Below are 21,830 nucleotides of genomic sequence, written 5' to 3' on the forward strand. Positions count from 1 at the left end.
TCGGGGCTTTGTTTAATGTTCTTCTTTATACTTTGGATCCATTTCAAAATCCTCCATGAATTTGGTGGTGTAATTGCCTGCCAAATAATCGGGGTGGTCCATCAACTGACGGTGAAACGGAATGGTGGTCTTGATTCCCTCGATAACGAACTCGTCCAAGGCCCTTCTCATTTTATTAATGGCCTCTTCCCTTGTTTGCGCCGTTGTGATCAACTTGGCGATCATGGAATCATAATTTGGCGGAATCATGTAACCGCTGTACACATGGGTGTCCAAACGAACACCATGTCCACCAGGAGTGTGTAGGGTGGTAATCTTTCCTGGAGAAGGCCTGAAATCGTTGTAAGGGTCTTCCGCATTGATACGGCACTCGATGGAGTGCAATTTTGGGAAATAGTTTTTCCCTGAAATTGGAACACCGCCTGCAACCAAAATTTGCTCACGGATCAAATCGTAGTCCACAACCTGTTCGGTAATGGGGTGCTCGACCTGAATACGGGTGTTCATTTCCATAAAATAGAAATTTCGGTGTTTGTCCACCAAAAACTCAATGGTTCCCGCGCCTTCATATTTAATATATTCTGCTGCCTTCACGGCTGCTTTCCCCATATCTTCACGGAGCTTGTCCGTCATAAACGGTGAAGGAGTCTCTTCGGTAAGCTTTTGGTGCCTACGTTGTACTGAGCAATCCCTTTCGGACAAGTGACAGGCTTTGCCATATTGGTCGCCCACAATTTGGATTTCGATATGGCGAGGCTCTTCAATCAGTTTTTCCATGTACATTCCGCCATTTCCAAAAGCTGCAGTCGCTTCCGTTACGGCACTGTTGAAGTTTTTCTCCATTTCGTCCTCGGACCAAATGGCACGCATACCTTTACCACCACCACCGGCGGTAGCCTTGATCATTACGGGATAACCCATTTTTTTGGCTTCCTTTCGGGCATGGTCAACATCCTTAAGCAAACCTTCTGAACCCGGCACCGTTGGGACACCAGCTTTTTTCATGGTCTCTTTAGCAGTTGCTTTGTCCCCCATTTTGTCAATCTGTTCGCCAGAAGCTCCAATGAACTTGATATCATGCTCGGCACAGATTTTTGAGAACTTGGAGTTTTCTGAAAGGAACCCGTATCCTGGGTGAATGGCATCGGCATTGGTGATTTCCGCTGCGGCTATAATATTTGGGATCTTTAAATAGGATTCGCTGCTGGGTGCTGGACCAATACAAACGGCTTCGTCGGCAAAGCGGACGTGAAGACTTTCCTCGTCGGCCTTGGAGTAAACGGCCACGGTTTTAATGCCCATCTCCTTACAGGTCCTTATGATCCGCAGGGCAATTTCGCCCCTATTTGCAATCAATACTTTTTTAAACATAGAACACAATCTTAAGTTAGGAATTCTAAATCTTAAATGGTTTTGGGCAACAGAATGTCATCCAAAATTTATCATTCAAAATTCACTACGATGGGTCTACCAAGAACAATGGCTGGTCAAATTCCACTGGAGACGAATCATCAACCAATATCTTAACAATTTTACCAGAAACTTCGGATTCGATATCGTTGAAAAGTTTCATGGCCTCAATCACACAAAGTACATCTCCTTTATTGATGGAGCTTCCCACCTCCACAAATGGCGGTTTGTCCGGGGATGGTTTTCTATAGAATGTTCCTATGATAGGGGACTTTACTGTGATATATTTTGAATCATCCTCTGCTTTTTTCGCATCAGCGGGTGCTGGTGCTGCAGCTTCCTGTGTGGCAGCTGGCGCTGGAGCGGCAGGAGCTGCTGCGGATGGTTGAGCCATTGGGATTTGTTGAACAATTGTGGTTTCGGGTATGCTGGAGCCAGTGTTTCCCGTTCGAATGGTGATCTTAATGTCCTCCATTTCCAACTTTACCTCGCTGGCACCGGATTTGGCTACAAACTTGATTAAACTTTGAATTTCCTTTACGTCCATGGAATATAATTTTGTTAGTTGTTGATTAAGAATTATAGGCCCATTTCAAATAAATGGAACCCCATGTAAAACCTCCTCCAAAGGCGGCAAAAATTATGTTATCTCCTTTTTTCAACTGCTTTTCGTAATCGTAAAGCAACAAAGGTAACGTGGCGGATGTTGTATTGCCGTATCGATCGATGTTCACCAAGACTTTTTCGGCCTCAAGGCCCATTCTATTGGCAGTGGCATCAATGATACGTTTGTTGGCCTGGTGTGGCGCCAACCATTGTACATCATCTTTGGTCAAGTTGTTTCGCTCCATGATCAATGCGGATACATCGGCCATGTTGGATACGGCAAATTTAAAAACTGATTTACCGTCTTGAAAAACGTAATGCTGTTTGTTCTTTATCGTTTCTTCGGATGCGGGCAAAATAGAGCCGCCAGCATCGATTTTCAAAAATTGACGACCGATACCATCAGAACGCAGGTACTCATCTTGCAAACCCAAACCTTCCTCATTGGGTTCAAAAAGAACAGCCCCAGCACCATCTCCAAAAATAATGCATGTGGTTCTATCGGTATAGTCTATAATGGAGGACATTTTATCGGCTCCGATGACCAATACTTTTTTGTACCTACCTGATTCTATGTAACTGGCCGCGGTGGACATTCCGTACAAAAAGCTGGAACACGCCGCTTGTAAATCATAGGCGAAAGCGTTGACTGCACCAATTTCCGAAGCTACATAAGCCGCAGTGGAAGCGACGGGCATATCAGGGGTGGCAGTGGCAACAAGCACAAAGTCTATTTCGGAAGCATCGATGCCCCTTTTTTGAAGCAGGTCTTCCGCAGCTTTGATGGCCATGTAAGATGTTCCCGCGTTCTCTTCTTTTAAGATTCTTCGTTCCTTGATTCCGGTTCTAGTGGTAATCCATTCATCGTTGGTGTCCACCATGGTTTCCAATACTTTATTGGAAAGAACAAACTCAGGAACATATCCTCCTACAGCTGTTATTGCTGCTGCTGTTTTCTTCATTTTTAGCCTCTCTTTATTGTCAAAAAGATTCAAATTTGACCCAAAAGGTGTGAAAATTAGTCATTTTATATGACTTTACCGTGATAATTGAGCCGATTTTGGGTGTTAACGTGGGTCCATAAAAAAACTCCCGTTAATATATTGAACGGGAGTTACTGTATTATGGGGGATTTGCGGTTAGGCCGCAGTTTCCTCTTCTGTTTTGTCAATCAAAACCTGACCTCTGTAGTACAATTTGCCTTCGTGCCAGTGAGCTCTGTGGAACAAGTGCATTTCACCTGTAGTTGAGTCTTTGGCAATTGTTGGCGCAACAGCTTTGTAGTGGGTTCTTCTTTTGTCCCTTCTGGTTTTTGATATTTTTCTTTTAGGATGTGCCATTATAAACCTATTTATCCGTTAGTAACTTTTTTAAATCATCCCATCTGGGATCTGTTTCTTCTGTTGATTTTGTATTCTCTTTTGGCTGAAGCTCTTCGAGCTTGTCCAAGATGTCCGATTGCAACGTGCCATCTTCAACTCCGGGGTGAACCCTTTTTTGCGGAACGGCCAGCACCAACATTTCGTATACGTACTGTGCAATATTGAATTGGTGCTCTCCATGTGGGATGATCAAGATTTCATCATCCTCATCATTGAACTCTTCGCCAAACTTGACAACTAGTTTTAAATTGGAGTTGATTGGCTGATCAAATGGTTCGCCCGTTAAATCACAATCCACATTTATGGTTCCCTCCGCTTCAATCTGAAGTTCCATCATGGTGCTCATTTTTTCCAAAATGGCATCTATGCGAATGGAAGCTCCATTAAATTCTTGGTAGTCAAAAGATTCAAAGAACGCATCATCAATTTCGTACACAAAGTTATGTTTTCCCAACTTCAGACCTGAAAAAGGGATATTAAACTCTTTCAGCTTCATCATTTCTACACTTAAGGTTTGTGTACCAGCCTTTAAAGGCGGGTGCAAAGATACTACTAATTTACAAAACTGCAATTCTTGCCACAACAAATATCTAAAATGCAGATAACTTTTTACCCTCCTCGCTTAATTTTCTGCTTTTTAAGGGGATTTTCGGTAAGTTCCAGATACTCGGTCCTGTTTTTAAATACTTTAATCGCAGTGAATACGGCTTCTTTAAAAGAACTTTCATCCGCCTTGCCTTTTCCAGCGATTTCATAGGCGGTTCCATGGTCTGGGGATGTTCGCACTTTATCCAGTCCTGCAGTATAGTTTACCCCTTTACCAAAGGAAAGGGTTTTGAACGGGATAAGGCCTTGGTCGTGATAGGCAGCCAAGATGGCGTCAAAATTATGATGGTTGTTGGAGCCGAAAAAACTATCTGCCGAGTAGGGCCCATATACCAAAGTGCCCTTGTCGAACAATTCCTTTATGGTTGGCTTTAGAATTTTATCGTCCTCTTCGCCAATGGTCCCATTGTCTCCGCTATGTGGATTGATACCGAGCAGCGCAATCTTGGGCCTGCGAATACCAAAATCCATTTTCAGGGATTTTTCCATGGTGGCCACTTTGCTGCGAATGAGTTTTGGGGTAATGGCCTTTGCCACATCCTTAACTGCAATATGATCGGTAAGTAAACCGACACGCAATGAATTCGTTACCATGAACATTAGGCTTTCACCTTCTAGTTTTTGGGCAAGGAAGTCCGTATGTCCTGGAAAGGTAAAGTCTTCGGATTGGATATTTTTTTTGTTGATGGGTGCCGTGACCAACACATCGATTTTATCTTCTTTTAGGGCGGTAACGGCCGCTCGCAATGATCGAATGGCAAAATCGCCTCCTTCATTGGTGGCTTGACCGTATTCGATTTTTGGCACTTCTTTCCAAACATTGACAATGTTGACTTTGCCTTCCAAGGCCTGACCGGCATCCCGGACACCGTTGAACTTGATATCGATTCCCAAATCTTTGATTTGTTGGGAAATGGTTTTGTTGGACGCAAATATCACTGGGGTGCAAAACTCCAGCATCCGTGGGTCTTCAAATGTTTTGAGCGCCACCTCACACCCAATGCCATTAATGTCCCCAATGGAGATCCCTAACCTTATTTTTTGCTTTTCCTTCATAAAATGAATGCCGTTATGGCTACTTTTGCATTACAAATCTAGTCAATTAATAAGAGACATGTTCACAGGGATTATTGAGACTTTGGGAAAGGTTGAAAAGCTGGAAAAGGATGGTGGAAATCTTCACATTACCGTTACTTCGGATATTACTTCGGAATTGAAGATAGATCAAAGTGTTTCCCATAATGGGGTATGCCTTACCGTAATTGCCATTGATGATAAGAACTATACGGTAACGGCCATTGAAGAGACCTTGAACAAGACCAATTTAGGCGATCTGAAGGTTGGTGGTATTGTTAATTTGGAACGCGCCATGTTGCTCGGCGCCCGTTTGGATGGACACATTGTTCAAGGACACGTGGACCAAACCGCTGTTTGTAAATCCATTACCGAAAAAGATGGCAGTTGGATCTACACTTTTGAATACGACCCCAAACTCAATAATGTAACCATCGAGAAAGGTTCCATTACCGTGGACGGTGTCAGCTTAACTGTGGTGGGTTCCGAAAAGAACAGCTTTAGTGTGGCCATTATCCCCTATACTCACGAGCATACCCGCTTCCACACCTACAAAGTAGGTGCTACTGTAAACTTGGAGTTTGATGTAGTGGGGAAATATGTTTCCAGATTATTGGAATTGAGGGGTTAAAATCCATCAAAATACATTCCTCATCCCACGCCAAATACGTAAGAGTACAAATGTGGCTATCAATACCAATACAGTGAGCCCAATCGCCAACGGATAATTACCATAAATCCAGTTTCCTGTGGCAAAAAGACATCCGTAGACCAAAATACAACCTACGATCATGGCCAAAACACCTGATGGGACGCTCCATTTGGCATTTTCATCTTCCAGGGAAACGCCCTCTTTCTTTGCCTCGGCATGAATTTTTTTCCACCCAGGGCCCCCTGGTTTTGTGATTTTATAGAAGCGGTAGAGCACTTTGTTTTCCTCTGGTTTGGTCAAAAAGGTAGTGGCCAACCAAAGGACGGTGGTGATCAGCACCACTAATGGAAACTTGCTCCATGTTGGAAACGGTGCTCCTTCTGCCAAAAACAGAGGTTCTTCCAGCTGCCAGAAAATAATCGAAATAATACCAGATGAGAACATGGCGACGATTTCGCTCCATGCATTGATTCGCCACCAGAACCATCGCAACAAAAAGATGAGACCCGTTCCTGCTCCGAACATGATGATGATGTCGAAAAGCTGTGTGGCATTATTGAGTTCCAAGGCAAAAAGACTGCTCAAAACCATCAGAACAACTGTGGAGATCCTTCCCACGTTTACCAATTCTTTTTCCGAAGCATTTTTGTTGACCTGCTGTTTGTAGAAATCATTTACGATATAAGAAGATCCCCAGTTGAGGTGGGTTGAAATGGTCGACATATAGGCGGCACCCAAGGAAGCCATTACCAGACCCAACAAACCCGTGGGCAGCATGGTCAACATGGCGGAATAGGCCAAATCGTTTTTAAGGATATTTTCGGGCACATTGGGAAATGCCTGTTGAATGCTTTCCAAATCGGGGAATACCACAATGGAGGCCAAGGCCACCAAAATCCAAGGCCAAGGTCTTAGCGCATAATGCAATATGTTGAAGAAAAACGTCGCCCCGATGGCGTGGTTTTCATTTTTTGCGGCTAACATACGCTGTGCGATATACCCGCCACCTCCAGGCTCACCTCCAGGGTACCATGCACTCCACCATTGCACGGCCAAGGGTATGATCAATAAGCCTATCAGGGCATCGGTGTCCGAAAAATCGGGAAGGATGGACATTTTTTCCTGCACTTGTGCATTCGCCAAAATATTATCCAATCCACCAACTTCGGGGATGTTTACCAAATAGATCGCAGCTCCAATGGCTCCGCCCATGGCGACAAAAAACAGTAAAAAGTCTGTATAAACCACTCCTCTAAATCCACCAACGGCACTGAAAATCACCGTAATTGTTCCTCCTAGCAGCACAGTTTCCACGGGTTCCAGCCCGAGCATTACCTGTCCAATTTTTATGGCGGCCAAGGTCACGGCCGACATGGCCATCACATTAAAGACCACACCTAAGTACAACGATCGAAATCCACGAAGAAAATGTGCAGGTTTTCCGCCGTACCTTAAATCATAAAACTCCATATCCGTGGCCACGTTGGATTTCCTCCAAAGCTTGGCATACACAAATACGGTAAGCAAACCTGTGAGCAAAAAGGCCCACCAGCCCCAGTTTCCCGAAACGCCATCGGTACGGACGAAGTCCGTGACCAAATTGGGCGTGTCCGTGGAAAAGGTAGTGGCAACCATGGAAAAGCCCAAAAGCCACCAAGGCATGCTACGGCCCGATAAAAAGTATTCTGCGGTGTTTTTTCCTGATTTTTTGGAAACATAGATTCCAATGAAAAGGACTATGGCAAAAAATCCAAAGATGATGGTGTAATCTAAAAGTTCTAGTTTCATTTGTTTAGTTTGGCTGGAGTTAAAGATAGGTTTTTTGGGTTACTTTTGTGAACCAGTAAAAAGTCTTCATGTTTCTTTCCACCTACTCAGATATTTCCGTTGCCGCATGGACCATGGCCGCCACTGCCGTTTTCTTAATGGGGGTCTCGAAAGCGGGGCTTAAGGGGATGTCCATTTTTAATGTGACGCTAATGGCATTGGCATTTGGTTCCAAGGCTTCAACGGGACTTTTTATTCCCCTACTGATCGTGGGCGACACTTTTGCCGTGATTTATTACAACCGACATACGCAATGGAAATATATCATAAGGTTCCTTCCGTGGATGATTCTGGGGATTCTTATTGGGGTTTTGATTGGAAAGGACCTGCCTGAGCGAGAATTTAAGTGGGCCATGGTGGTCGTGATATTCATCAGTTTGGGCATGTTGGTTTTTTGGGACCTCCGAAAATCCAAAAAAGTGCCCACCCATTGGTTGTTTTCGGGTTCCATGGGTGTTTTCTCGGGGATATGTACCATGATCGGGAATTTAGCGGGGGCATTCACCAATATTTTCTTTTTGGCGATGCGTTTGCCCAAAAACGAATTTGTGGGTACCGCTGCATGGTTGTTTTTCATTACAAACCTGTTTAAAATGCCGTTCCATGTTTTTGTTTGGAAAACGATTACAGTGGAAAGCCTTTTGATCAACTTGCGATTGCTCCCAGCCATATTTGTGGGATTGTTTTTGGGCGTTTTCTTGGTAAAGAAAATCAACGAGAAAAATTACAAGCGATTTATATTGATTGTAACCGCAATTGGTGCGGTGGCGATTTTGTTTAGATGAGACTATTATTCTTCAGTTTTAATCTGTCGGATGTAATCATCTTTTTGTTTGGAGATAATCTTACTTCTCATAACTTCTTTGTCATCAAACACTCTGGAAATATTCATCAAGGTTTCTCGATAGTTGTCATTTCCACCCTCATATTTATTGTAAAAGATTCTAATCTGTTTGCAGTTATCCTTTTGCATGATTGTATTCAACAAAATTTGATCTGACAATCCACAAGAAAGGCCATAGACATAAACCTCATAAGGGTTATTTAATTGGGTCTCCAAATCCTTGTAATGGGTACTATTAAAATAATGGGTTGATTTTATATTTTCTAAATAATCATTCCCCAGGCTCTCCAATTTAGAATAATTTTCGCCAGTTTCATTTCCATAACCAAAGATTATAGGAAAATCGTTTAAATCTCCATGGATATGATTTATTGTGTTTTCATTCTCAGCAGACTCCGGAGCATAATCCAATAAATGACTCAAGAATTTTGTATAATTAAAGTTTACAAAGTAATAATGTGTTGGCTTTTCTTTAGTTTCTTCATAAACCTGCAAAGAAGCATCATACTTGAGAACTTTTCCGAAAAAATGCTTTCTATATTTTGAAATTAGTTCATGCCCCTTATTTGTGTTTATCTCAAGAGTTTGTAGGTACTTCAAAAGTTCTTTTTTTAATAACTCAAAATACAAATGAAAGTATTTGACACTTTCCTTTTTGGTTTCTAACAGTCTCTTAAAATATACCTGTTCAATATCCACCCAAGAGTTTTGACCATAGAAAGAAAATAATTCTTCAATAAAACTGTGTTTACATTGGAAGATAAAATGATATGCTGGATGATCTTTGATTTTATCCCTTTCTAAAAGATATTCGCTATAGCTTTTTTTATATTCTATCAATTCTTTTATCCATTGTAAATTTCCAGTACTTACCTCGAGCTTTAATAAATTATTTTCAAAGGAATGAGGATGACTTGAACGTAAAAGACCATGAGATTTCATGGCTTTAGAATGGAGCTCTTTTAGGGCCTCTTGAAAAATCCAATCCAAAAAATGAGAATAGGATGTAGGCATTCCTAATGAACGGTCAAACCCATTTCCAATTAAAATTATTCTGTTCAGTTTTGAGTTCTCGTCCATTTAATACATTTGAAGAATCAAATTACAAAAAAGCCGCATCAATTTGATGCGGCCTTGCTTTATACACTATATAGTTTTGCTATTCAGAAGCTCCTTCGTAAATCGCATTAAAAATCAATTTGTAGGTGCCGCGGGGTTGCGCCCTAAATTGTGGACGGAATGCAAATAAGATGGCCGAACCTTTTCCGTATTTCGCTTTGACCATCGCGGGCTTTTTGGCAATATATCGGTTTTCTCCCATGGCCCAGCCACTCATCAACAAGTCTTTGGCGGCATAGGTGGCGATTACTTCAACTTCGGGTGCGGGGGCATCTTCGATTTCTTCCTTACCGCCTTCGCCTGATTTTCTCTGGCTGTCTATTCTGAAAGCTCTACTCTTGTTGAACGAAACGGCAACAGTATCCTTCATTCCGAAGGCCAAAGGATGGCTTGTGTCCACTCCTGTTTTGATCAAAGATCCTGGAATGAAAAAGCTATTGCTACTCACACCTGCTACGGCATCGCGCAAGGGCAATCCAAATTGTTCAATGACAAAATCGCTGGCTTCATCAAAGGCAATCAATGTTCCTCCATCGTCCACATAGTCACTAAGGGCCACAGAACCTTTTAGCCCGATTCCTCCCGTGAATTTTTCAGGCATGCTCAAATTACTGTGTCCATGTAAAATGGAACTTGGTCTTTGAGATGGAATGATGATGGCATCATACTGGGAGAGATCCTTGGTTTTAATGTCGGCATCGTGCAAGGTATCCAAGTCAAATTCATACTCATCCATTACAAAACGCGTCCACCCTTCATCCATGTTGGCCACCCAAGATTTGTACAGTCCCACTTTGGGCAAATGGATTTTCTTTAACTGAACCTCTGGCTTGGCAGCCAATCCCGTGAATACAAGTCCGTATTCATTGGCCAAGGACTCCATCAATTCCTTGTCGCCCGATACAATGTAAGACCCTGCCGGGAATGTTTCTTTTCCGGCCTTGAACTCGGTCATGCTCTTGTATGCGGTTCCTCCAGCCTTCAAAACCTTGTTGGTGGCGACCACAGAGGCATTGGTGTTTACGCTAAGCGCATATCCAAAAGAACCGTTTCTGTTGACATCGCCTTCGTAGTACTTAACAAGACCAGTGACTTTTTCGGTTGGCGCATTGAATGATTCGGCAATTTTGTCCACATCAATGCCCATTTGCATGGGCAATGTCCATCCGGCTAAGTCATAAGGTGTGTCTGGAGGCCCTCCAGGATATTGAAAACGTGTGGGGTAGTTTTGTTTTTCCATAAGGTCCAACAGATAAGGTCTAAAGGCTTGAGCAGTATATATCACATAAGAACCTTTTTCATATTCCTTACCATTGACCGTAAAGTTTTTGGTCGCTTTTTCAACTTCGATTCCTCCCCTTAGCAGAACGTTAACCAAGTTTACAGCTTCAAAAGAATCCCATTGCTCTTTACTGATGATGTAGGCAAACAAACCTTCGGTCTTACCTTTTTCAACTGCAGATTTGCCCATTTTGTATATGTTGTAGAGGTAGTTGCTCTTGCGGTCAGCTGCAAGGTCCAATGTGGCCCAAGTGGCTGTCAACATATAGTCGAGGGCATCCCTAAAATGGGATTCACCACCTTTCCATGGGTTAGGGTACATTATATCGGTTCCATCGGTCGGAGTTCCTCCTGCAACGGTTTTGGGCAATTTTTCGGGGTCATAGAATCGTGGTGTGGGTGTGGCGTGACCTGTTTCGGTAAGGATGCCAATCATATTGTGGTAATAGGGTACGGTACGTGCTCCACCGTTCCAGAACATGGTATAATAGTTGTCTGCAATGGCTCCTGGCATGTTTTCCATAGAAAAACGCTTGGACATGGCGGAGCCTACCTCGCTAACGCCAGCGGTAATTGCAGGATGGATTTTGGGGTTTACAGGGTCTGCATAGGGGGGGATTGAAATTTTTGTCCATGATGGCGAGGTTTGGTGATGGTTAAAAACAATCTGTGGATACCATTCATTGTACAACATTTTGGTTACATGATAAGTTTCCGGTAAGTTGTTCATAAACCAGTCCCTATTGTTGTCGTGCCCCATATAGTAATGGTAAAGAATCGGGGGGCGTGAGGTTTCATAGGGAGTTCCCAAATTTTTTCGATACCAATCAGTAACAATGTCCAAGCCATCAGGATTCATGTTTGGCATAATCATGGTAATTACATTTTCCCTGATTTTTTTCATTTCAGGGGTTTCCGAAGTAGCCAAGGTATAGGCCATTTCAGGTGTGAACTGTGTTCCTGCCAGTTCGGTGGAGTGAATACCTCCATCTACCCAAACAATGGCCTTTCCCTCTTGGGAGAGTTTAACAGCTTCTTCTTCGTTTACTTGGACACGTGCAAGTTTTGTGCTAATATCTTTCCATTTGCCCAATTCCGCAAGGTTTTTTTCTGTCGAAACAAAAAGAACGTACATTTTTCGTCCCAATACTGTTTCCCCTATTTCAATCATTTTCACTCTGTTGGAAGCCTTATCCAGCTTAATCAGGTAATCTTCAATTTGGGAATAATCGGCCAATTTGTAATCGTCCCCAAGCTTAAATCCAAGCACATCTTCAGGGGAAGGAACAGTTTGTGCTGTGGAAAATGTAGTGCAAGACAAAGACATCACTACAGAGAGCAGCAATGTTTTAAAAGTCATTTTTTTAGAAGTCATTTTTTTGAGTCAGTTATAATTTGATTGAAAATTAAGCATTTGTGGTGAGGTAATTAAATCTGGCTATTGGGAATTATGGCAGCAGAGGTTTTTTTGATGGGGTTGTAATCTGACAGATGAAAAAACAATGGATTCTTATTGACCCCAATCCGGTTTTTTGCGGGATGCCTTTTTCTCTGCCGTTATCTTTTTGGATTTCAACCGTTTTTCCTTGGAAGATTTGGAAGGCTTGGTCGGTTTTCTCTTTTTGGGGACAACAAGTGCATTTTTGAGGGTTTCGAAAAAGCGTTTTACTACTAAATCCTTGTTTCGGTGTTGGCTTCGGGCTTCGTCACATTGAAGAATCAAAGCACCGGCATTGGTCAACCGAGACTGCAATTTTAATTGGATACGTTGTTTTTCCCTGTCTGATAATCCTTCTGAGGCAGGTACATTAAAGGTAAGCTCCACTTTGGAGGAAACCTTGTTCACATGTTGTCCTCCTGCACCGCTGCTACGCATGGCTTTAAACTGTAACTCCCTATGAATTTGTTTTTTGTCCAACCTGAAGCCTTCTGTTGATGGTCTCCAAAGATACATTAAGAAAAATGGTTGTTCCTTTTTCCTGTTTCTTATCGGAATTGAAAAAAACCATGGTGCCGTCTTCTGCAACTCCTTCAATTAAATGATGACTCCCTTTAAAAAAGGAATGGGTTACGGCTACTTTCAATCCGGATGAATCGGAAAATTTGAACTCATGCGGATATACCAAAACGGACCTATCGATTTCGGAATAGGATTTTAAAAGCTTCATGGAAACCTTGTTTACCTGTCCAAACAGCGAAGCGGTGTAATAATCGGGAGGGTTTTTGTAGAGGTCTTGGGTATTCCCATTGGCAATGATCTGTCCCTGTTCCAAAATCAGGGTGCGCTCTGCAAATGGTAACACATCACTGGGGTCGTGACTAGCGTTAAGCACGGTAATACCCTGTTTTTTGAGATATAGAAAGAGATTTCTACGGAGGGAATTCCGCTTAAAATTATCAATATGGCCAAAGGGTTCGTCCAAAAGAAGGATTTCTGGCTCTTGGGCCAATACCCTAGCGAGCGCTACGCGTTGTTGTTGACCACCGCTGAGGTATTTTACCTTGGTCTTGGCGTAGGATTTCATCTCAATCAAATCCAGTAGCTCATTGATGCGTTCTTCGTGGGTTTCGCGATCAAAAACAGAAAGGAACTGCCCTACGTTTTCTTCCACGGATATATATGGCATCAAATCAAAATCCTGTGCCAAATATTTCATGTAGGGTTCGCCTGGAACCAGATTAAAATTGGGGCCAAGCGCTTCCTTATCGTTCCAAAAAACGGAACCTTCTTCCACATGAAGCAATCCATAGATGATTTTTAGCAAGGTGCTCTTTCCTGAGCCACTTTCGCCCATCAAAGCCACATGTTCCCCTGGGGAAACTTCAAAGGAAATGTCCTTTAAAATGGTCTGGTCTTGGTAACCAAAAGAATCTACTTGGACTTTTAACATAAATTTGATTAAAAGCTATTCACAGAGCAATTGAAAATGCCATTCTAAAATTTGACACGAATTCCATAAACCCCCTCGAATCCTTTATATTTTACTACGACTGTCATTCCGTGCTTGGACACGGAATCCATCATACTTATTTTTTCTTGTTTTAAGAAATTGCAACTTGATTTTGCCCATAGGTGGGCAAGTTTAGGTTGACAAACATACTTTCTGGACAGCCCTAATATATCAATCTTTAAACTCTTTGAGGACTGTTTGGTTGGGCAGTTCATCATAACCCATATTGAAAAAGGTAAACCCAAAAATATCCGCGTATTGCTCTATGGTTTTGCTTACGGGTGTACCTGCTCCGTGACCTGCGTTGGTCTCAATACGAATCAAAGTGGGCTGTTCCCCAGCCTGTTTTTCCTGCAGTTCCGCAGCAAACTTAAAGCTGTGTGCAGGGACCACGCGGTCGTCGTGGTCTCCAGTGGTAACCAAGGTCGCAGGGTATGCGGTGCCTTCTTTTACATTATGTACGGGTGAATATCCCTTGATGTAGTTGAACATTTCCTCACTGTCTTCAGAAGTTCCGTAATCGTAGGCCCAACCTGCTCCAGCGGTAAAGGTGTGATAACGGAGCATATCCATTACGCCCACAGCTGGTAACGCAACCTGCATCAGGTCTGGACGCTGGGTCATAGTGGCACCCACCAACAAGCCCCCGTTGGAACCTCCGCGGATGGCGAGATATTCTTTTGAGGTGTATTTATTGTCGATTAGGTATTCTGCAGCTGCGATGAAGTCATCAAACACATTCTGCTTTTGGAGCTTGGTACCGGCAATGTGCCATTTTTTCCCGTATTCCCCGCCTCCTCTAAGGTTAGGAACGGCATATACACCGCCTTGCTCCATCCAAACGGCATTCACGATGCTGAAAGAAGGTGTCAAACTAATATTGAACCCTCCATAGCCATATAGGATGGTTGGGTTTTTACCGTTCAGTTCGGTTCCTTTTTTATAGGTAATGATCATAGGCACTTTTGTGCCGTCTTTTGAGTTGTAGAACACCTGTTTGGATTCGTAATCTTCGGAATTAAAATCAATTTGAGGCTTCCAATATTGCTCGTATTCGCCAGTCTCCACATCGTATTTGTACAACGAACCTGGTGTGTTGTAATTGGTAAAGGAGAAGTAGAATTCCTTGTCCTCCTTTTTACCGCCAAAACCTCCTGCGCTTCCTACGCCGGGTAGTTCCACCTCACGGACCAAATTCCCTTCATAATCATATTGGAGTACTTTGGAAATGGCATCCACCATATATTCGGTAAAGAAATAGCCCCCACCTGTTCCTGCGGTCAACACATTTTCGGTTTCTGGAATCAAATCCTTCCAATTGTCGGGGGTTGGATTGGCCGCATCCACGACCACCACTTTTTTGTTGGGCGCCTCTCGATTGGTAACCATATATAGTGTGGAACCTTCATTATCGATAACGTAGGTGTCAGAATCGGTGTCGTCCAAAATAGTGACCAGCTTGGGGTTCTCTTGGGAAAGGTCCATCATAAACAGTTTGTTCCCTGATGTGGAAACCGAAGCAGATATAAAAAGATACTTCTGGTCTTCGGACACGGAACCGCCCACGTAGCGGTGCTTTTCCTCGGGCGTGCCGCCGAAAATGATCTTATCCTCGGATTGTGGCGTTCCCAATTTATGATAGTACAGTTTGTGCTGGTCCGTTTTTGCGGAAAGTTCGCTTCCTTCGGGTTTATCGTAGCTGGAATAAAAGAAACCCTCGTTTCCTTTCCAAGAGATGCCACTGAACTTGATATCTACCAAGGTGTCCTCCACAATTTCTTTGGATTCGGCATCGATGACAATACCCTTGCGCCAATCGCTTCCTCCTTCCGAGATAAGGTAGGCCGCTTTGGAACAGTCCTTGGTAAAGCTAAGGCCCATTAAGGATGTGGTGCCATCTTCGGAAAAAGTATTGGGGTCCAAGAAGACTTCTTCTTCGCCACCCTCTTTTTTACGGTACACCACGTATTGGTTTTGCAGCCCATTATTTTTGTAATAATAGGTGTAGTTTCCTTCTTTAAAAGGGGAACCCACTTTTTCGTAGTTCCAAAGTTTCTCCAATCTGTTTTTTAGGTCTTCCCGGAAAGGAATCTTGTCCAAATAGCCAAAAGTAACCGCGTTTTGCTTTTTTACCCAAGCTTCGGTCTCCTCGCTTCGGTCGTCTTCCAACCAACGATAGGGGTCAGGGACTTCATTTCCAAAATAATTATCTACGGTGTCAACTTTTTTGGTAGTGGGGTAGTTCACAGTAATGGGCTCTCCTTTTTTAGTGTTTTCCTGACAGGCTGCAAATAAAACCAAAGCAGCCAACAGACTTATGTTTTTCATGTTTTTTCGGATTGATTCCGATAAAAATAGCATAAAAGACACAAACCTATTGGCTGCAATCGATGCTTTAACTAATTTTATGAAATAGCTTCAGAAGTATTCGAAACCAAGTTGTTTTCCACCAAATACTCCGCAATCTGCACAGCGTTGGTAGCAGCCCCTTTTCTTAGGTTGTCCGCAACTATCCACATGTTCAAAGTATTGGGTTGTGTCTCATCCCTGCGGATTCTCCCCACAAAAACATCATCCTTGCCATTGGCAAAAACAGGCATGGGATAGGTGTTGGTTTCAGGATTGTCCTGCACCACTATGCCTGACGTTTCACTTAGCAGTTTTCTGACTTCCGCCAAATCAAAATCGTTGTGGAACTCCACGTTTACTGATTCTGAGTGCCCGCCAGCAGTAGGAATACGTACTGCAGTTGCGGTTACGGAAAATGTGCGGTCGTCCAATATTTTTTGTGGCTCACGGGCCAATTTCATCTCTTCTTTGGTGTATCCATTTTCCAAAAACATATCGCAATGCGGCAATGCATTTCGGTTGATGGGATAAGGATAGGCCATTTCCCCATCGATTCCTGCCGCTTCATTTTCCATTTGTTCAACGGCTTTTACACCTGTGCCGGACACGGACTGGTAGGTAGAAACTACCACGCGCTTCATCTGATATTTTTTGTGCAAGGGGTCCAAGGCCAATACCATTTGAATGGTGGAGCAGTTGGGGTTTGCTATGATTTTGTCTTCAGCAGTCAATTCTGAAGCATTGATTTCAGGCACCACCAATTTTTTGGACGGATCCATACGCCAAGCAGATGAGTTATCGATTACTGTGGTGCCGACTTCAGCAAATTTCGGAGCCCACTCCAAAGAGGTGTCTCCACCTGCAGAGAAAATCGCGATATCGGGTTGAGCGGCAACGGCATCCGCCAAACCGATTACGGTGTGTTCCTCATTTTTATAGGTAAGTTTTTTGCCCACGGAACGCTCCGAGGCAACCAACAATAATTCTGAAATAGGGAAGTTACGTTCTTCCAACACTTTCAACATGACTTCGCCTACCATTCCGGTGGCTCCAACAACTGCTACTTTCATTTTTGATTTATTTCTTGTCGCAAAGGTACTTCAGTCAGCGAGTTAAACAAGCTTTTTCTTTACCAATCAATAAAAAATAACAAAATGTTATAAATAAAACAACCATCAACATGTCAGCGAAACACATTGATGGTTTTTAAATGATTATTGTGGTGTAGCGGCGGTACCAGAAAAATCTAGTACCAACGATTTTATTTTTTCAACAAATCGCGAATCTCTGCCAACAATTCCTCTTGGGTCGGACCCTTTGGAGGTTCTGGGGCGGGCTCCTCTTTTTTCTTCAATTTGTTCACGCCTTTTACAATAAGGAACATAACAAAGGCTACAATGATGAAGTCGATGACATTGGTAAGGAACGATCCGTAGAGAACGGCAATTTCCCCAACAGTTTCACCTGCATCATTCACAGTTCCCTCGTTAATCACATATTTAAGGTCGTTAAAATCAGATTCGAATAACAATCCGATCAACGGAGAAACAATTCCACCGGTAAAAGAAGAAACCACTTCTTTAAAAGCGGCACCCATAACGAAACCTACGGCGATATCCACCAGGTTTCCTTTCATTGCAAAGTCTTTAAACTCTTTTAAAAATCCCATTTTATAGTTAAGTATTGGTTAACAGCAACAAATTAAGTAAAAAAGATAATATTCAAGCTCCGACAGCAACTCTTTTTACACGTTGGGATATGGCTGTCAGAATTTCATAGGAAATGGTATTGGCGGTAGCGGCGAATTTTTCAGCCGATTTCTGATGACCAAAAACGATGACTTCATCCCCTTCTTTGCAATCGATTTCAGTAACATCCACCATGATCATATCCATACAAACGTTGCCCAGAATTGGCGCTTTTTTATTGTTGATGGTCACAAAGCCTTTGCCTTTACCATATTGTCGGCCTATACCATCTGCGTGTCCAATAGGGAGTGTGGCACTTTTGATGGGTTTGTTTGATTTAAAAGCTCGATTATACCCTATGGATTCGTTGGCATCAATTTGATGGATTTGTGAGATAATGGTTTTTAATGTTGCAACAGGCCTTAATTGTGCATCTACCTGCGCTTGGTTGCCATAACCATATAGCCCTATGCCACTGCGGACCATCTCGAACTGAGCTTCTGGGTAATTGATGATGCCCGAAGTGTTCAACATATGTTGCATAGGCTGATAGCTCAACTTATCCATAAGTGCATTGCTCAAATTTTTGAAGGAGTTGATTTGATTCAGGCTAAAGTCACGTTCGTTTACATCTTCTGAAGCCGCCAAATGCGAAAAAGCAGAAATTATTTTGATGCATTCGCTACGCTTGGTTTCTTCAACAATAAAATCCACATCCGTCTCTGAAAATCCCAAACGGTTCAAGCCTGTATTGAATTTAATGTGAACAGGATAATTGGTTTGCTCTTGAGCTTTTGCCGCTTCCAGAAATTGGTTCAGGATATTTCTGGAATATATGCTGGGCTCCAATTGGTTCGTAATCAGATCATCAAAATTGGAAACCAAGGGGTGCAACACCAAAATAGGAAGTTGAATACCCGCTTTACGCAATAAAACCCCTTCGCTGACATAGGCAACTGCTAAATAATCGGCACCCAATTGTTCCAGTTTTTGGGCAATCGTTACCATGTCGCTTCCGTAGGCAAAGGCTTTTACCACGCCTAAAAATTTGGTTTCAGGCTTTATTTTGGAGCGCAAGTAGTTGTAATTGTGTTCCAAGGCAGCAAGGTCCAAGACCAAAGTTGTTTCCCCGACCTTACTCATTGGGTTTTTCCTTTTTGGAAGTTACCTCCTCGGATTCCACATCCATTCCCTTTATTTTTTCGCGTAACATGGCTTTATAAAAAGCTGCTCTGCTCAAAGGCTCATATTCCTCGGTTTCGCCCAGCAATACCAAATTGTCGTTGAGTGATTTTCTAAAACTGTAGTTGGCCAAGTTTCCTGTACGCGTACATACAGCGTGCACCTTGGTCACGTATTCCGCTGTGGCCATCAATGCGGGCATAGGGCCAAAGGGATTGCCCTTGAAGTCCATATCCAGTCCGGCGACCACGACGCGAATGCCCCTATTGGCCAAATCGTTGCAAACGGTTACGATTTCATCATCAAAAAACTGGGCTTCGTCTATACCGATTACATCACAATCGTCCGCCAAAAGTCGAATATTGGCAGCGGCCGGAACGGGAGTGGACCTGATTTCATTGGAGTCATGGGAGACGACCATTTCTTCATGATAGCGGGTATCCACAATGGGTTTGAAGATTTCCACTTTTTGCTTGGCAAATTGGGCGCGCTTTAGCCTTCGGATCAGTTCTTCGGTCTTTCCGGAAAACATGGAACCGCAAATCACTTCAATCCATCCAAACTGTTCCTTAGGGTTGACTGTGTTTTCGAGAAACATACCGTATTTTTGAAAGAAATTGTTTGTTTTCCCGTTATATTGGGACGATCACAAAGCTACTAAAAAATTGCACCCCTGTTTTCAATAAGATTTTAACCTTTTGTTGATAGGGTATTGGTAAAATCATTATATTTTTATAATAAAGAAGAAAAGCTATGATACGGAAATTGAGGGAAGAGTTGATCAAGTTGTCCACAGAAATAATCACTGCAAGAGAGGACACCGATCTTGCGGCACTTTACGAGAGGTCCAAAGAGATTTATGAAAAGTTGGCCGTATTGAAATTCATAGATGAAAAATTGAGCGATGTTGAGGTGGATGTTTCCCAAAATGTGATAGCTTCCAGGTTTGAGAAAATGGCCAATGCCGTTTTGAGTGGAAATACATCCGTACCGGAAAGTAATCCACACCAAGAAGATATTATGACCCCGGGAATGGATACCATTAAGGACATGGTTTCCGAGATGCCATCCAATGCTGATCTGGAAAAGGTGTTTGCTGAATTCGTGGCCAAACCCGATTTCATGAAGAACGATAAGGAAAATGTTACTCCAACGGATAATAGCACTGTGCCTACCCAACAGAAAAAGCCAAAATCCTTGAACGATCGATTGGCAAAAGATTTTCAGGTTGGTCTCAACGATAAATTGGCCTTTGTAAAACATCTGTTCAATAATAGCATGGAGGACTATACTCGAGTACTTTCGCAACTCACTACTATAGATTCGGAAGAACGTTCTGTGGCATTTATTAAGAACATGGTAAAACCTGAGTATAATAATTGGGAGGGCAAAGAAGAGTACGAAGCACGTTTTATGGTGCTCATCCAGAGAAGGTTCGCATAAATCAATTTTTACAATTTTAATTTAACCGCAAGGCCGTAACTTTGGTTTATGGGAAAATTATATCTGGTTCCAACACCAATAGGAAATTTGGAAGACATGACGCTTCGTGCCATTAAAGTGCTCAAGGAAGTGGATGTGGTTTTGGCGGAAGATACCCGGACCAGTGGCAAGCTGCTCAAGTATTACGAAATCAACACTCCTCTGCAGAGCCATCACATGCACAACGAGCACAAACAGGTTGATGGTTTGGTGCAAAAAATGAAAGACGGAACCACCTACGCCCTCATTTCCGATGCTGGTACCCCGGCTATTTCCGATCCAGGATTTTTATTGACCCGCGCTTGTGTTGAAAACGATATTGAAGTGGAGTGTCTGCCTGGAGCAACTGCCTTTGTTCCAGCTCTGGTAAACAGTGGATTGCCCAATGACCGATTTGTTTTTGAAGGTTTTTTACCCGTAAAAAAGGGACGCCAGACACGACTTTTGGAACTTGCCGAAGAAACCCGAACCATGGTTTTTTACGAATCGCCCCACAAACTCCTTAAAACCTTGACACATTTTGCCGAGTATTTTGGGGAAGACAGACCCGTTTCCGTATCCAGGGAATTGACCAAATTGTATGAAGAGACCGTTCGCGGAACTGTTACGGAGGTATTGGAACACTTCAACAATAAAGCACCCAAAGGCGAATTTGTGATTGTGGTCGGTGGACGTAAAGATCAATAATCCTCATCAATAATAAATAATTCTTCCACGGGAAGATTGAACAACCTGCCCATTTTTAATGCCAAGGTAACCGAAGGATTGAATTTATCCTTTTCTATGGCATGAATGGTCTGTCGTGAAACACCTAATTCTTTGGCCAACTCTGCTTGGGTCATATCCAATCGTGCTCTTTCCACTTTTACCAAATTCTTCATGAATGAGCCTCTTTTTTGAAGTAGAATATGACCAAAAACAATATCATGAATAACGATAAAACCATGTCTAAACTGACCTTGTAATCAACGTTGAAAAGATAAATGGCCAGAGCAACCATCAACAATAGAATTACGGTAGACTGATAGGATTGTAACCGAATCAACCGGATATAATCATCTTCAACACTTTCTTTGGACAACATGTAGATCAAAAGACCTATCAATGGCAGAACATTGAAAAAATAAAAAAGTGTTGTTCCCAGTAAATCTTCGAAATAATGATGTGTTCCTTCTGGAGAACCATTGAATCCATCCAAAAAGCCATCCCCTGCTACTAAAAACAAGGAGATAAAGAAAATAAAAAGACCAAGTCGTTTGCCCCAGTTCGGTAGTATTTGAAAATCCATTTGCTAGTATTTTTGTCTAAAAGTAAATAAAACTTTACATTTTTACAAAAATTATTGCTTTTATAGCAAAGTTGGACTCAAACGTTCGT

The 21,830-nt window shown here is 42.6% G+C and carries 22 protein-coding genes; 4 read left to right on the forward strand and 18 right to left on the reverse strand.

The genetic code is table 11. The annotated features are described in order from the left end of the window. Positions 1-12: 12 nt before the first annotated feature. The 6 genes from accC to pdxA form a co-directional block, all read right to left on the reverse strand. The gene (gene accC / locus PY092_RS01880; RefSeq protein ID WP_275614160.1) at positions 13-1,371 is read right to left on the reverse strand and encodes an acetyl-CoA carboxylase biotin carboxylase subunit; all 1,359 of its coding nucleotides are present in this window, start codon (positions 1,369-1,371) and stop codon (positions 13-15) included. Between the two features lie 85 nt (positions 1,372-1,456). Next, the gene (accB, locus tag PY092_RS01885) at positions 1,457-1,957 is read right to left on the reverse strand and encodes an acetyl-CoA carboxylase biotin carboxyl carrier protein (protein WP_275614161.1); all 501 of its coding nucleotides are present in this window, start codon (positions 1,955-1,957) and stop codon (positions 1,457-1,459) included. A 25-nt stretch (positions 1,958-1,982) separates the two neighbouring features. Continuing rightward, entirely contained in the window at positions 1,983-2,978 is a 996-nt protein-coding gene (locus PY092_RS01890) for a beta-ketoacyl-ACP synthase III (protein WP_275614162.1), read from the reverse strand. A 177-nt stretch (positions 2,979-3,155) separates the two neighbouring features. Beyond that, positions 3,156-3,356 (reverse strand): 50S ribosomal protein L32, encoded by a 201-nt coding sequence (rpmF, locus tag PY092_RS01895; protein ID WP_100816683.1) that lies wholly within the window; start codon positions 3,354-3,356, stop codon positions 3,156-3,158. A 7-nt stretch (positions 3,357-3,363) separates the two neighbouring features. Next, a complete protein-coding gene (locus tag PY092_RS01900) occupies positions 3,364-3,897 on the reverse strand; it encodes a YceD family protein (protein ID WP_275614163.1) in 534 nt (177 codons plus the stop codon). A gap of 110 nt (positions 3,898-4,007) precedes the next feature. Next, entirely contained in the window at positions 4,008-5,060 is a 1,053-nt protein-coding gene (gene pdxA / locus PY092_RS01905; RefSeq protein ID WP_275614164.1) for a 4-hydroxythreonine-4-phosphate dehydrogenase PdxA, read from the reverse strand. Positions 5,061-5,118: 58 nt separating this feature from the next. On the opposite strand from pdxA, the gene PY092_RS01910 reads away from it, so the two are divergent. Then, positions 5,119-5,709, forward strand: a complete 591-nt coding sequence (locus PY092_RS01910) for a riboflavin synthase (protein ID WP_275614165.1) — start codon at positions 5,119-5,121, stop codon at positions 5,707-5,709. A 6-nt stretch (positions 5,710-5,715) separates the two neighbouring features. Here PY092_RS01910 and PY092_RS01915 read toward each other — a convergent pair whose 3' ends face one another. Next, a complete protein-coding gene (locus tag PY092_RS01915; RefSeq protein ID WP_275614166.1) occupies positions 5,716-7,518 on the reverse strand; it encodes a sodium:solute symporter family protein in 1,803 nt (600 codons plus the stop codon). A 68-nt stretch (positions 7,519-7,586) separates the two neighbouring features. On the opposite strand from PY092_RS01915, the gene PY092_RS01920 reads away from it, so the two are divergent. Beyond that, positions 7,587-8,342 carry a sulfite exporter TauE/SafE family protein gene (locus PY092_RS01920; RefSeq protein ID WP_275614167.1) on the forward strand — a complete coding sequence of 252 codons (756 nt, stop codon included), beginning with the start codon at positions 7,587-7,589 and terminating at the stop codon, positions 8,340-8,342. Positions 8,343-8,347: 5 nt separating this feature from the next. Here the strand turns inward: PY092_RS01920 and PY092_RS01925 are convergent, their stop codons facing one another. From PY092_RS01925 to PY092_RS01965, 9 genes are all read right to left on the reverse strand, one after another. Then, positions 8,348-9,481, reverse strand: coding sequence for an AbiH family protein (locus PY092_RS01925; protein WP_275614168.1), 1,134 nt, complete (start codon positions 9,479-9,481; stop codon positions 8,348-8,350). A gap of 79 nt (positions 9,482-9,560) precedes the next feature. After that, the gene (locus tag PY092_RS01930) at positions 9,561-12,161 is read right to left on the reverse strand and encodes a M14 family metallopeptidase (RefSeq protein ID WP_275614169.1); all 2,601 of its coding nucleotides are present in this window, start codon (positions 12,159-12,161) and stop codon (positions 9,561-9,563) included. Positions 12,162-12,311: 150 nt separating this feature from the next. Continuing rightward, positions 12,312-12,719, reverse strand: coding sequence for an alternative ribosome rescue aminoacyl-tRNA hydrolase ArfB (gene arfB / locus PY092_RS01935; protein WP_275614170.1), 408 nt, complete (start codon positions 12,717-12,719; stop codon positions 12,312-12,314). Then, a complete protein-coding gene (locus tag PY092_RS01940; protein ID WP_275614171.1) occupies positions 12,697-13,692 on the reverse strand; it encodes an ABC transporter ATP-binding protein in 996 nt (331 codons plus the stop codon). Before PY092_RS01940 ends, arfB begins: the two co-directional genes overlap by 23 nt. A gap of 231 nt (positions 13,693-13,923) precedes the next feature. Next, entirely contained in the window at positions 13,924-16,080 is a 2,157-nt protein-coding gene (locus PY092_RS01945) for a prolyl oligopeptidase family serine peptidase (protein WP_275614172.1), read from the reverse strand. Between the two features lie 77 nt (positions 16,081-16,157). Next, entirely contained in the window at positions 16,158-17,171 is a 1,014-nt protein-coding gene (locus PY092_RS01950; RefSeq protein ID WP_275614173.1) for an aspartate-semialdehyde dehydrogenase, read from the reverse strand. A 191-nt stretch (positions 17,172-17,362) separates the two neighbouring features. After that, entirely contained in the window at positions 17,363-17,770 is a 408-nt protein-coding gene (mscL, locus tag PY092_RS01955) for a large-conductance mechanosensitive channel protein MscL (RefSeq protein WP_275614174.1), read from the reverse strand. A 52-nt stretch (positions 17,771-17,822) separates the two neighbouring features. Further along, the gene (gene alr, locus PY092_RS01960; protein WP_275614175.1) at positions 17,823-18,932 is read right to left on the reverse strand and encodes an alanine racemase; all 1,110 of its coding nucleotides are present in this window, start codon (positions 18,930-18,932) and stop codon (positions 17,823-17,825) included. Further along, positions 18,925-19,569: a thymidine kinase gene (locus PY092_RS01965; protein WP_275614176.1), complete on the reverse strand. Its 645-nt coding sequence runs from the start codon at positions 19,567-19,569 to the stop codon at positions 18,925-18,927. Before PY092_RS01965 ends, alr begins: the two co-directional genes overlap by 8 nt. A gap of 155 nt (positions 19,570-19,724) precedes the next feature. On the opposite strand from PY092_RS01965, the gene PY092_RS01970 reads away from it, so the two are divergent. Continuing rightward, on the forward strand, positions 19,725-20,414 hold the full coding sequence (locus PY092_RS01970; protein WP_275614177.1) for a hypothetical protein: 690 nt from the start codon (positions 19,725-19,727) through the stop codon (positions 20,412-20,414). Between the two features lie 48 nt (positions 20,415-20,462). After that, the gene (gene rsmI / locus PY092_RS01975) at positions 20,463-21,140 is read left to right on the forward strand and encodes a 16S rRNA (cytidine(1402)-2'-O)-methyltransferase (protein ID WP_275614178.1); all 678 of its coding nucleotides are present in this window, start codon (positions 20,463-20,465) and stop codon (positions 21,138-21,140) included. On the opposite strand, the gene PY092_RS01980 is transcribed toward rsmI, so the two are convergent. Further along, positions 21,134-21,334: a helix-turn-helix transcriptional regulator gene (locus PY092_RS01980; RefSeq protein ID WP_275614179.1), complete on the reverse strand. Its 201-nt coding sequence runs from the start codon at positions 21,332-21,334 to the stop codon at positions 21,134-21,136. The genes rsmI and PY092_RS01980 overlap by 7 nt on opposite strands. Then, positions 21,331-21,741, reverse strand: coding sequence for a hypothetical protein (locus PY092_RS01985; RefSeq protein ID WP_275614180.1), 411 nt, complete (start codon positions 21,739-21,741; stop codon positions 21,331-21,333). The genes PY092_RS01980 and PY092_RS01985 overlap by 4 nt, the downstream gene beginning before the upstream one ends. Positions 21,742-21,830 lie beyond the last annotated feature (89 nt).

This window comes from Flagellimonas yonaguniensis (genome assembly GCF_029193885.1).
In the GTDB taxonomy this organism is placed as follows: domain Bacteria; phylum Bacteroidota; class Bacteroidia; order Flavobacteriales; family Flavobacteriaceae; genus Flagellimonas; species Flagellimonas yonaguniensis.

What these genes read in the sequence shown, in the direction of transcription:
- accC (WP_275614160.1), bottom strand. Translation starts at nt 1,371, where the DNA reads ATGTTTAAAAAAGTATTGATTGCAAATAGGGGCGAAATTGCCCTGCGG.
- accB (WP_275614161.1), bottom strand. Translation starts at nt 1,957, where the DNA reads ATGGACGTAAAGGAAATTCAAAGTTTAATCAAGTTTGTAGCCAAATCC.
- PY092_RS01890 (WP_275614162.1), bottom strand. Translation starts at nt 2,978, where the DNA reads ATGAAGAAAACAGCAGCAGCAATAACAGCTGTAGGAGGATATGTTCCT.
- rpmF (WP_100816683.1), bottom strand. Translation starts at nt 3,356, where the DNA reads ATGGCACATCCTAAAAGAAAAATATCAAAAACCAGAAGGGACAAAAGA.
- PY092_RS01900 (WP_275614163.1), bottom strand. Translation starts at nt 3,897, where the DNA reads ATGATGAAGCTGAAAGAGTTTAATATCCCTTTTTCAGGTCTGAAGTTG.
- pdxA (WP_275614164.1), bottom strand. Translation starts at nt 5,060, where the DNA reads ATGAAGGAAAAGCAAAAAATAAGGTTAGGGATCTCCATTGGGGACATT.
- PY092_RS01910 (WP_275614165.1), top strand. Translation starts at nt 5,119, where the DNA reads ATGTTCACAGGGATTATTGAGACTTTGGGAAAGGTTGAAAAGCTGGAA.
- PY092_RS01915 (WP_275614166.1), bottom strand. Translation starts at nt 7,518, where the DNA reads ATGAAACTAGAACTTTTAGATTACACCATCATCTTTGGATTTTTTGCC.
- PY092_RS01920 (WP_275614167.1), top strand. Translation starts at nt 7,587, where the DNA reads ATGTTTCTTTCCACCTACTCAGATATTTCCGTTGCCGCATGGACCATG.
- PY092_RS01925 (WP_275614168.1), bottom strand. Translation starts at nt 9,481, where the DNA reads ATGGACGAGAACTCAAAACTGAACAGAATAATTTTAATTGGAAATGGG.
- PY092_RS01930 (WP_275614169.1), bottom strand. Translation starts at nt 12,161, where the DNA reads ATGACTTTTAAAACATTGCTGCTCTCTGTAGTGATGTCTTTGTCTTGC.
- PY092_RS01940 (WP_275614171.1), bottom strand. Translation starts at nt 13,692, where the DNA reads ATGTTAAAAGTCCAAGTAGATTCTTTTGGTTACCAAGACCAGACCATT.
- PY092_RS01945 (WP_275614172.1), bottom strand. Translation starts at nt 16,080, where the DNA reads ATGAAAAACATAAGTCTGTTGGCTGCTTTGGTTTTATTTGCAGCCTGT.
- PY092_RS01950 (WP_275614173.1), bottom strand. Translation starts at nt 17,171, where the DNA reads ATGAAAGTAGCAGTTGTTGGAGCCACCGGAATGGTAGGCGAAGTCATG.
- mscL (WP_275614174.1), bottom strand. Translation starts at nt 17,770, where the DNA reads ATGGGATTTTTAAAAGAGTTTAAAGACTTTGCAATGAAAGGAAACCTG.
- alr (WP_275614175.1), bottom strand. Translation starts at nt 18,932, where the DNA reads ATGAGTAAGGTCGGGGAAACAACTTTGGTCTTGGACCTTGCTGCCTTG.
- PY092_RS01965 (WP_275614176.1), bottom strand. Translation starts at nt 19,569, where the DNA reads ATGTTTCTCGAAAACACAGTCAACCCTAAGGAACAGTTTGGATGGATT.
- PY092_RS01970 (WP_275614177.1), top strand. Translation starts at nt 19,725, where the DNA reads ATGATACGGAAATTGAGGGAAGAGTTGATCAAGTTGTCCACAGAAATA.
- rsmI (WP_275614178.1), top strand. Translation starts at nt 20,463, where the DNA reads ATGGGAAAATTATATCTGGTTCCAACACCAATAGGAAATTTGGAAGAC.
- PY092_RS01980 (WP_275614179.1), bottom strand. Translation starts at nt 21,334, where the DNA reads ATGAAGAATTTGGTAAAAGTGGAAAGAGCACGATTGGATATGACCCAA.
- PY092_RS01985 (WP_275614180.1), bottom strand. Translation starts at nt 21,741, where the DNA reads ATGGATTTTCAAATACTACCGAACTGGGGCAAACGACTTGGTCTTTTT.